This is a genomic window from Micromonospora sp. NPDC005163 (assembly GCF_053599835.1).
In genome coordinates, this window is record NZ_JBSFYP010000121.1 from 1 (window position 1) to 8635 (window position 8635).

At 71.3% G+C, this 8635-nt stretch carries 8 protein-coding genes; 5 read left to right on the forward strand and 3 right to left on the reverse strand.

All coding sequences use genetic code 11. The features are described 5' to 3' along the window. Positions 1-341 precede the first annotated feature (341 nt). From ACWD6N_RS36660 to ACWD6N_RS36670, 3 genes are all read left to right on the forward strand, one after another. Positions 342-683: a hypothetical protein gene (locus ACWD6N_RS36660; RefSeq protein ID WP_354968799.1), complete on the forward strand. Its 342-nt coding sequence runs from the start codon at positions 342-344 to the stop codon at positions 681-683. Next, a complete protein-coding gene (locus ACWD6N_RS36665; RefSeq protein WP_354968798.1) occupies positions 680-1339 on the forward strand; it encodes a nucleotidyl transferase AbiEii/AbiGii toxin family protein in 660 nt (219 codons plus the stop codon). Before ACWD6N_RS36660 ends, ACWD6N_RS36665 begins: the two co-directional genes overlap by 4 nt. Positions 1340-1478: 139 nt before the next feature. Continuing rightward, complete coding sequence (locus ACWD6N_RS36670) at positions 1479-3269, forward strand: bifunctional metallophosphatase/5'-nucleotidase (RefSeq protein WP_450006575.1); 1791 nt, start codon at positions 1479-1481, stop codon at positions 3267-3269. Positions 3270-3346: 77 nt separating this feature from the next. On the opposite strand, the gene ACWD6N_RS36675 is transcribed toward ACWD6N_RS36670, so the two are convergent. Together ACWD6N_RS36675 and ACWD6N_RS36680 are read right to left on the reverse strand one after the other, a co-directional pair. After that, positions 3347-3520 carry a hypothetical protein gene (locus ACWD6N_RS36675; protein WP_354968796.1) on the reverse strand — a complete coding sequence of 58 codons (174 nt, stop codon included), beginning with the start codon at positions 3518-3520 and terminating at the stop codon, positions 3347-3349. Positions 3521-3637: 117 nt separating this feature from the next. Next, positions 3638-4795, reverse strand: a complete 1158-nt coding sequence (locus ACWD6N_RS36680) for a geranylgeranyl reductase family protein (protein WP_450006577.1) — start codon at positions 4793-4795, stop codon at positions 3638-3640. Positions 4796-4951: 156 nt separating this feature from the next. Between ACWD6N_RS36680 and ACWD6N_RS36685 the strand changes: the two genes are divergently transcribed. Both ACWD6N_RS36685 and ACWD6N_RS36690 read left to right on the forward strand, forming a co-directional pair. Next, on the forward strand, positions 4952-5188 hold the full coding sequence (locus ACWD6N_RS36685; RefSeq protein ID WP_354968794.1) for a hypothetical protein: 237 nt from the start codon (positions 4952-4954) through the stop codon (positions 5186-5188). Between the two features lie 84 nt (positions 5189-5272). Further along, the gene (locus tag ACWD6N_RS36690) at positions 5273-6715 is read left to right on the forward strand and encodes an MFS transporter (RefSeq protein WP_450006579.1); all 1443 of its coding nucleotides are present in this window, start codon (positions 5273-5275) and stop codon (positions 6713-6715) included. A gap of 105 nt (positions 6716-6820) precedes the next feature. On the opposite strand, the gene ACWD6N_RS36695 is transcribed toward ACWD6N_RS36690, so the two are convergent. Beyond that, positions 6821-7378, reverse strand: coding sequence for a hypothetical protein (locus ACWD6N_RS36695; RefSeq protein WP_450006581.1), 558 nt, complete (start codon positions 7376-7378; stop codon positions 6821-6823). Positions 7379-8635 lie beyond the last annotated feature (1257 nt).

Consider the following 8635-nt stretch of genomic DNA (forward strand, 5'->3'; position numbering starts at 1 on the left):
GCCCGCCGTGCCCGGCGCAGGGATCAAGCCTGACCGCCCGGAGCCGGGCACGGCGGGCCCCACCCCGCACCAACCCGGCACAGCACCAAGACCTCAGCCACGACCGCGCACAAACCCGGCACACCAGCGCGACCCCGCCACGACCGGCGCAACCGCCGCGCGCCAAGCCTGATATTGCCAACGCCCGGACACCCAGCCGCCCGGACACCCAGCCGCCCGGACACCCAGCCGCCCGGACACCCAACCGCCCGGACACCCAACGCACCCGAAACAGCCACGCCGACAGCAGCGGAGAGAACGCCGTGAGCGACACCAGCACCGGCGAGCGTTACCCTGACACCATGCAGGCCGTCTCCCCCACCACGACCGGCGTGGCCTTCCTGGCCCGCCCGGGTCGCCCTGCCGTGGTGGCGCGGACGCTCGTCGAGCTGGGCGGTCCCACCCGGGGCGTGGTGGAGCTACCGGTACGGCTGATGTGGAACGCCGAGCGCACCTTTGACCTCGGCGACCCCGACCAGTTGCTCTGGATGTACGAGAACGTGCTTCGGGAGACCACCCGCGCCGAAGATCTGCGCGTCCTGATCAACGGGCGGACGTTGCGCCGGGTGTGGCGGCTGTTGAACCTGCCCCGGGGCGTACGCCAGGCGTGGGAGAGCCGGCACAGGGGCCTGCGCGCGGCGTGATCGCACCACACCTGCACGAGTTCTACCGCGAGGTGGCGCGGGTGGCGCTCGCCGCAGCCGGCCCGCACCGCTTCGTGTTGGGCGGCGGGGTGGCCTGGGCCGCGCACGGGCTGGTCGCCCGCCCCACCGAGGACGTGGACCTCTTCGCCGACGTGGAGGGCGCCGCGGCGGCGGCCTCCGCCGGGGTACGCGTGGCGCTGGAATTGGCCGGGTTCACGGTCAGCGACGCCGACCCGGACAGCGACCTCGCCGACCTGTTCGACGGGTACGGGCGGGACATGAAGGACTTCGTGGTGAGCCGCGACGGGCGGCAGATCCGGCTCAGCCTGGCCCGGCTCGACCGGCAGCAGAGCCCGGTGGTGATGGACCTCGGCCCGGTGATGGACGTCCGCGACCTGGTCGCGAACAAGGTCGCGGCGTTGGTCAACCGGCGGGAGGTTCGTGACTTCATCGACGTGGCGGCGGCGCTGGAGCACTACGACGTGACCGAACTGCTGGAGCTGGCCCGGCAGGTCGACCCCGCACTGGATCCGGCGGACGTGCGGGCCGCCGGACGGTACCTGGACCGGCTGCCCGACCAGCGCTTCGGCCGCTACGGCCTGGGCCCCGCGGACGTGGCCCGGGTCCGGCAGCGCCTGGCAACCTGGCCACGCTGACCCTGTTCGCTGACCGCACCGACCGACCGTTGCGGGGGAATCGGCGGGAACGATGGGGCTGGCGTGGCAAAAGTGACCCTTGCTGGTTATGGTGCGCGAGGCGCCCACGAGGCGCGTCCACCCCATGGAAAGGCACCTCATGACCTCTCCCTCCGGCCCGTCGCGTCGCCAGGTGCTCGCCGCCGCGGCCGCGGCGGCGACCGCACCGCTGATCGCCGCCGCCCCCGCGCAGGCGGCCGGCGCGGCCCGGTCACGCACCTGGGACCTCACCCTCCTGGGCACGTCGGACACCCACGGCAACGTCTACAACTGGGACTACTACCGGGACGCCGAGTACGACGACAGCAAGCACAACGACATCGGCGTCGCGAAGCTGGCTACCCTGATCAACCAGATCCGCGCCGAGCGGCGCGGCAAGGCGACGCTGGTGCTCGACGCCGGCGACACCATCCAGGGCACGCCTCTGGCCACGTACTACGCCAAGCAGGAGCCGATCACCGCCACCGGGGAGAAGCACCCGATGGCCCGCGCGATGAACGTCATCGACTACGACGCGGTGACGCTGGGCAACCACGAGTTCAACTACGGGCTGCCGCTGCTGGACCTGTGGATCCGCCAGCTCGGTTTCCCGGCGCTCGCCGCGAACGCGGTCAACGCGAAGACCGGCAAGCCGGCCTTCCTGCCGTACGTCATCAAGAAGGTCTCTCTCGGTTTCGCCGCGCCGACCCTGCGGGTCGGCATCCTCGGCCTGACCAACCCCGGTGTGGCGATCTGGGACAAGGGCAACGTCGAGGGCAAGCTGCGCTTCGACGACATGGTCGCGACCGCGGCGAAATGGGTGCCGATCATGCGGGCCCGCGGCGCCGACCTCGTGCTGATCTCCGCGCACGGCGGTGACAGCGGCACCTCCAGCTACGGCCCGGAGCTGCCGAACGAGAACCCGGTCGCGCTGATCGCCCAGCAGGTGCCGGGGATCGACGCGATCCTCTTCGGCCACGCCCACAACGAGGTGGTCGAGCGGTTCGTCACCAACGAGCGGACCGGCGCCCAGGTGCTGCTCTCCGAGCCGTCGAAGTGGGGCCAGCGGCTCACCCGGATGGACTTCACCCTCGCTCGCGAGCGCGGCCGGTGGACCATCACCGGGAAGTCCGCCACCATGCTGAACACCAACACGGTGGTGGAGGACCCGAAGGTGCTAGCCGTCGTACGGGCGCAGCACCAGAAGACCGTGGCGTACGTCAACCAGGTCGTCGCGCAGTCCACGGTGGAGCTGTCCGCCGCGGAGTCGCGGTACAAGGACACCCCGATCCTGGACTTCATCAACCACGTGCAGACCGAGGTGGTCGGCGCGGCGCTGACCGGCACCGCGTACGCGGACCTGCCGGTGCTGTCGATCGCGGCGCCCTTCAGCCGGACCGCGGTCTTCCCCGCCGGCGACGTCAAGATTCGCGACGTTGCCGGGCTGTACGTGTACGACAACACCCTCGAGGCGGTCGTGCTCAGCGGCGCCGAGGTGCGTGCCTACATGGAGTACTCGGCGCGGTACTTCCGCACCCTCGCGCCGGGCGCCCCGGTCGACACGGAGCAGATCAGCGACCCGGCGGTGCCGGACTACAACTACGACGTCTTCTCCGGCGTGGACTACGACATCGACATCTCCAAGCCGGTCGGGCAGCGGATCACGCGGCTGGTGCTGCCCGGCACCGACACCCCGGTGGCGGACAACGCGCAGTTCGTGGTGGCGGTGAACAACTACCGGCGCAGCGGCGGCGGCAACTTCCCCGGCATCGTCAAGACCCAGGTCTACAACGCGCAGCAGGAGATCCGTCAGCTGCTCATCGACTGGGCGCAGGCCAGGGGGACGATCGACCCGGCCGACTTCTTCCAGCCCAACTGGCGGCTGGTGCGCGAGGGTGTGCCGGTCTTCTGACCCAGGCGGGCCGGTCGGCGAACCGGTACGTACCGCGAACGGGCCGTGGGTGGCGACCTGCGGCCCGTTCCGCGTTCTCAGCCCTGCACGTTCCAGCGGATGGGGTCCTCGGCCTTCTCCGGGCGGTCACGTCCCGGATCGGTCTCGGTCAGCTCAACCCGCTCCTCGGGGCGGACGGCGGGCGGCAGCTCCCCGAACCGGACGTGGCGCAGGAACGCGTACTCATCATCGGTGAACGGCTGCTCGGTCATCGGCGCACCCCCTGCTCCCCCGTCATTGTGTGGCGGTCGGAGCGACCCGCACCAGCAGTCCGGTCGGTGCGATTTCCCTGCCGTTCGGGTGCGGGCCGTCACCACCCGTAGGGCGTCCTAGGATACTGGGTGACCGGGGCGTTGCCGGCGAGCGACGGGTAGTCGATCCAGCACCGCGAGCGCCGCCCGGACCGACCGGCGCGCCAGCATCTCATCGAAGCTCGCCCGGCCCTGACAGAACTGAACGAACATCCGCCACCCCGGCGGGGTCGCCAACAGAGCGTGGAACGCCTCCGGGCGGCGGGTGAACAGCTCCAGCAGGCGGTACCCCGCCCGCATCGACGGCACCAGACGCTCGGCCACCGCCCGCTCGTACCCCGCCAGGTCGCCGTCGGCGACCGCCGCCCCGGCCAGCTCGCCCGAGCGCAGCGCGAAGCTGATGCCCTCCCGGCTCCACGGCTCCAGCAGCCCGGCCGCGTCCCCCACGACCAGCACCCGGCGGTGCCGCAACGGCGAATCCTCGGTACGGCAGCGGGTCAGGTGACCTGAGTCGTGCTCCGCCGGCAGCCCGCTCAGCCCCAACCGGTCGACGAACCGCCGCAGGTAGTCCCGCGTCCCCTCCCCCGCGCCCCGGCCCGCGATCACACCGACGGTCAGTCGATCGCCCTTGGGAAAGACCCACGCGTACGAGCCCGGCATCGCGCCCCAGTCCAGCAGCAGCCGCCCCCGCCACCGATCCTGCTCCGCTGGCGGCACCGGCACCTCCAGCTCCAGCCCCAGGTCCACCTGCCGGTAGCGGACCCCCACGTGCCGGGCGGTCACCCCGGAGGAGCCGTCCGCGCCGATCACCGCGTGGGCCGTGATCGACGTGCCGTCGGCCAGTCGCAGGCGTACCACCTCGGGGTCCTGTTCGATCGCGCGAACCGCCACCCGCTCCCGCATCTGCGCGCCGGCGGCGACCGCGGCCGCGCGCAGCCGGTCGTCGAACTCCTCGCGGCGCACCATGGTCACCACCGGACTGCCGTGCCGGCGGGTGAACTCACGGCGGCCGTCGCGGGTGAACGTCACCCGGGTCACCCGGTCGTGCGCGGGCACCTCGATCCGGTCCCGCACGGCGGCCAGTGAGGTGCCGATCAGGCCACCGCCGCAGGTCTTGTAACGCGGGTGCTCGGCCCGCTCGACAACCAGGGTGCGGACGCCGGCGCGGGCGGCGGCATGGGCTGCGGAGAGGCCGGCGGGGCCGGCGCCGATGACGACGAGATCCCAGACGATCACGGGTGCAGCCTAGGGCACGTCCGCCATCCGGCCCGGCCGCGGCGCATCCCGCGGGCGGCGCCGACCGCCCGATCGGGTGGGCATCTTCGGTCACGCAGGGGGTAACCGGCGCAGCGCAACCGTCTGCGCAGGGGCGGACGAGCCAAGGAGGATGTCATGCAGCAGGTGCAACTGTCTGAGGTCGAGCAACGGGTGTACCAGGCGGTCACCACGCTCGAAGCGCGCGGCCAGGTACCGTACCCGGACCTGATCGCCGAAGAGTCCGGGCTGGCCCAGGAGCAGTTGGACGCACCGCTGCACCTGCTCACCGAGAAGGGCCTGCTGCACCGCGAGGACTCACCGATGGCGGGCCTCGACTTCGGGCCCCGGTTCTGCGCGCGCCAGATGGCGTGACCCGCGGTACGGCCCTCGACGATTCGCCCCCCGGTGACCGGGGTAGCGGTCAGAAGTGATGATCGACGGTCAACGGGGGGCACGATGACAGCGGCGCGCTCGCCGCAGCCGGTCGACCCGGCGGAGAACCGACGACGCTGGCAGGCCGTCGGCGTCGGGCTGGTCGCCGCGTTCATGACGCTGCTCGACGTGAGCATCGTCAACGTTGCCGTGCCGTCCATCGACCGTGCGCTGCACGCGTCCCCGAGCGACCTGCAGTGGGTCCTCTCCGGGTACGCGCTCACCTTCGGCCTGGTGCTGGTGCCCGCCGGCCGCTTCGGTGATGCCCGTGGCCGGCGCAACGCGTTCGTCTTCGGCATCGTGCTGTTCACCGTGACCAGCGCCCTGGCCGGTCTGGCCACCTCCCCGGCATGGCTGGTCATCGCCCGTCTGCTTCAGGGTGCCGCCGCAGGCGTGGTGAACCCCCAGGTGATCGGGCTGATCCAGCAACTGTTCCGGGGGCCCGAACGGGCCCGCCCGTTCGGGGTGCTCGGTGCCACCATCGGTATCTCCACCGCGGTCGGGCCGCTGCTCGGCGGTCTGCTCATCGCGATCGGCGGCGAGGAACACGGGTGGCGGTGGGTCTTCTTCGTCAACGTGCCGGTCGGCATCGTCGCGGCGATCCTCGGCTGGCGCCTGCTGCCCGGCCGGCCCGAGGGCCAGCCGGACCGGCGCCGACTCGACCCGGTGGGCGTCCTGCTGCTCGGCGTGGGCGTGGTGCTGGTCCTGCTGCCGCTGGTGCAGGAGCAGCAGTGGCGGACCCCGTGGAAGTGGGCGCTCATCCCGGCCGGCCTGGTGGTGCTGGTTGCCTTCGGGCTCTGGGAGCGGTGGTACGCGCGGCACCGCGAACCGTTGTTCGACCTGCGGTTGTTCAGCTTCCAGTCGTACACCCTGGGGTCGCTCATCGCTCTGGTCTACTTCGGTGGCTTCACCGCGATCTTCTTCATCTTCACCCTCTTCCTGCAGAACGGCCTGGGCTACAGCGCGCTCGTCGCCGGCCTCGCCATCACGCCGTTCGCCCTCGGTTCGGCCGCGGCGTCCGCGCTGGGCGGACGCATCGTCAACCGCTTCGGCCGACCGCTCGTCGCCATCGGCCTGCTCGGCGTGGTGATCGGGCTGGCCGCGACGGTGGTCGCGCTGCGCCTCGCTCCGGACGCCCCGGCGCCCTGGGTCACCGCCGCTCCGCTGCTCGTCGCCGGCGTCGGCAGCGGCCTGGTGATCGCACCCAACCAGACCCTGACGCTCGCCCAGGTACCGGTACCCCAGGCGGGCAGCGGCGCCGGCATGCTCCAGACCGGTCAGCGGATCGGCGCCGCCGCCGGCATCGCCGCCGTCGGCTCGATGTTCTTCTCGTCGCTGGCCGACAACCACGGCAACTGGACCAAGGCCTTCGAATACTCGCTCACACTGGCCACCGGGATCATCGCGCTCGCGCTGATTGCCGCGCTGATCGACATCCTGCGCACGCGCAACCACACCAGGGACTGACAACCCGAGGGGTACGCCACCAGCGGCCGGTCGTGGGTATGCCGCTGGCCGGCACCCCGGGTGGGGTGCCGGCCAGCGGTCGATGTCGTGCGGTGGTGCGGTGGGTCAGCTGTTCCAGTGCTGGGCGACCAGGTCGGTGGCCTGCTGCTCCCACTGGGCGTAGGCATCGGGGTAGGCCGAGACCTGCACGGTCTGCGCGGCGTCGGTCAACGCCATGTCCTGCCACCCGTCGACCTGCTTCAAACCCTTGAGGAACGCGGTGGTGGAGTACTCGGGATTGGTGATCTGCTCCGGCGTACCCCAACCCGAGGTCGGGCGCTGCTGGAACAGACCCAGCGAGTCATGGTCATTGGCGTCGCCGAGGTGACCCAGGTTCTCCAGCTTCGACTCCTGCAGGCTCGTGGCGATCGAGATGACCGCGGCCCGCTCAGGCAGGCCGGCCTTCTTCGTCGCGGCGATGATCGCCTTCACGTTGCCGGTCTGCTCGTCGTTCAGGTTGATGTGCGACTGCGCGCCCTGCACCTTGACCGTCTGCACCGCGACCGCGACCGGCTTGCCCTCGACGGGGGAGGCGGCGTGCGCGGCGATCGGACCGGCGAAGACGCCACCGGCGAACGCGAGACCAGCAACAGACAGCATGCTCTTACGAATGATCGTGTTCATGAGAGATCAGCTCCTTCAGGGGGTAGACACCCACACGCCCGAGGGGAACGGCGCAAGGGTGCGAGCACCTCGTCCGGCGCTTTCAACAACACAGGGGAAAAGTCTTGGAGTTCGGCGGCCTACGGGCGGGGGCTCGTGGCGCCGGGACTCTGTGTAACGACCGCCCGGGCCCGACCCATTCCAGGGGGTGGCCCATCCATCGGCACCCTGCGTGAACGGGGTGCTGGTGCGGTCGTTCGCGGGTCTGCAACGACCGGCCACCCGCGGGCATTCCAACCCGGGCCCGGCCGCCATCCCAACCCTGCGGGGGCGGGGTGCCGGGGCCGTGGTGCTGCGATCGTCAGGGGGCTGCAACGACCGCGGCCTCGCGGGCATTCCAACCCGGCGCTGGCTGCCATCCCAACCCTGCGGGGGCGGGGTGCCGGGCCGGTGGTACTGCGATCGTCAGGGTGTGTAACGACCCCCGGCCCGCCACGATTCCACCCCACGGGTGCACCCGGTCACAGGCAAGGGTCACCCGATACGGGACATTCGACGCGGGGATGGGCTCGTCCTCGCGCGCCAAACTCGGCCGGCTGGGGTTGATCGACTCGGTATCACCGATACCGGGCCATCCGGCCACCCGGGACACACCGACATGCCGACATCGCTGACATCGAGTCGTCGACCACCGCGAACGGAGGATGAGGCGAACCTCGGGGGCGAGGTGGTCAACGAGCGGTATACCTCAGAGGCATATTTATGCCTCACAGGTATATCGCTCACAACAGCGACCGCCCCGAGAGGGCGGCGGGGCCGCGTCCACGGCAGGACCGAACGAACCGGCGAACACCACTGGGCCCCGCCAGCCCAGGCATCAGCACGAGTGGCGACCCCGCCGGGATGGGCCGCCGGACGTGGCACAGGAATCGGGCGGACGGCGATCGCCGCCGGATCGAAAGCGCGCCAAACCCCGCACGTGCAAGGCGGAACGACGACCATCGCCCACGGATAGGACTCGCCGCAAGCGCCGCAGGAATCGGGACGGCGATGACTGCCCGGATCACGGCTTGCCCAACCCGGCGCAGAGACCGGAACGAACCGACCATCCCGCCGGGGACGGGGCCTGCCCGATTCCGCGCACGGGTCGGAACGGACGGCTACCACCGACGGGGTGGGGCCCGCCGTGCCCGGCGCAGGGATCAAGCCTGACCGCCCGGAGCCGGGCACGGCGGGGCCCACCCCCCGCCAATGCCGCCCACCGGGCAACCGACCCCG

What these genes read in the sequence shown, in the direction of transcription:
- ACWD6N_RS36660 (WP_354968799.1), top strand. Translation starts at nt 342, where the DNA reads ATGCAGGCCGTCTCCCCCACCACGACCGGCGTGGCCTTCCTGGCCCGC.
- ACWD6N_RS36670 (WP_450006575.1), top strand. Translation starts at nt 1,479, where the DNA reads ATGACCTCTCCCTCCGGCCCGTCGCGTCGCCAGGTGCTCGCCGCCGCG.
- ACWD6N_RS36675 (WP_354968796.1), bottom strand. Translation starts at nt 3,520, where the DNA reads ATGACCGAGCAGCCGTTCACCGATGATGAGTACGCGTTCCTGCGCCAC.
- ACWD6N_RS36685 (WP_354968794.1), top strand. Translation starts at nt 4,952, where the DNA reads ATGCAGCAGGTGCAACTGTCTGAGGTCGAGCAACGGGTGTACCAGGCG.
- ACWD6N_RS36690 (WP_450006579.1), top strand. Translation starts at nt 5,273, where the DNA reads ATGACAGCGGCGCGCTCGCCGCAGCCGGTCGACCCGGCGGAGAACCGA.
- ACWD6N_RS36695 (WP_450006581.1), bottom strand. Translation starts at nt 7,378, where the DNA reads ATGAACACGATCATTCGTAAGAGCATGCTGTCTGTTGCTGGTCTCGCG.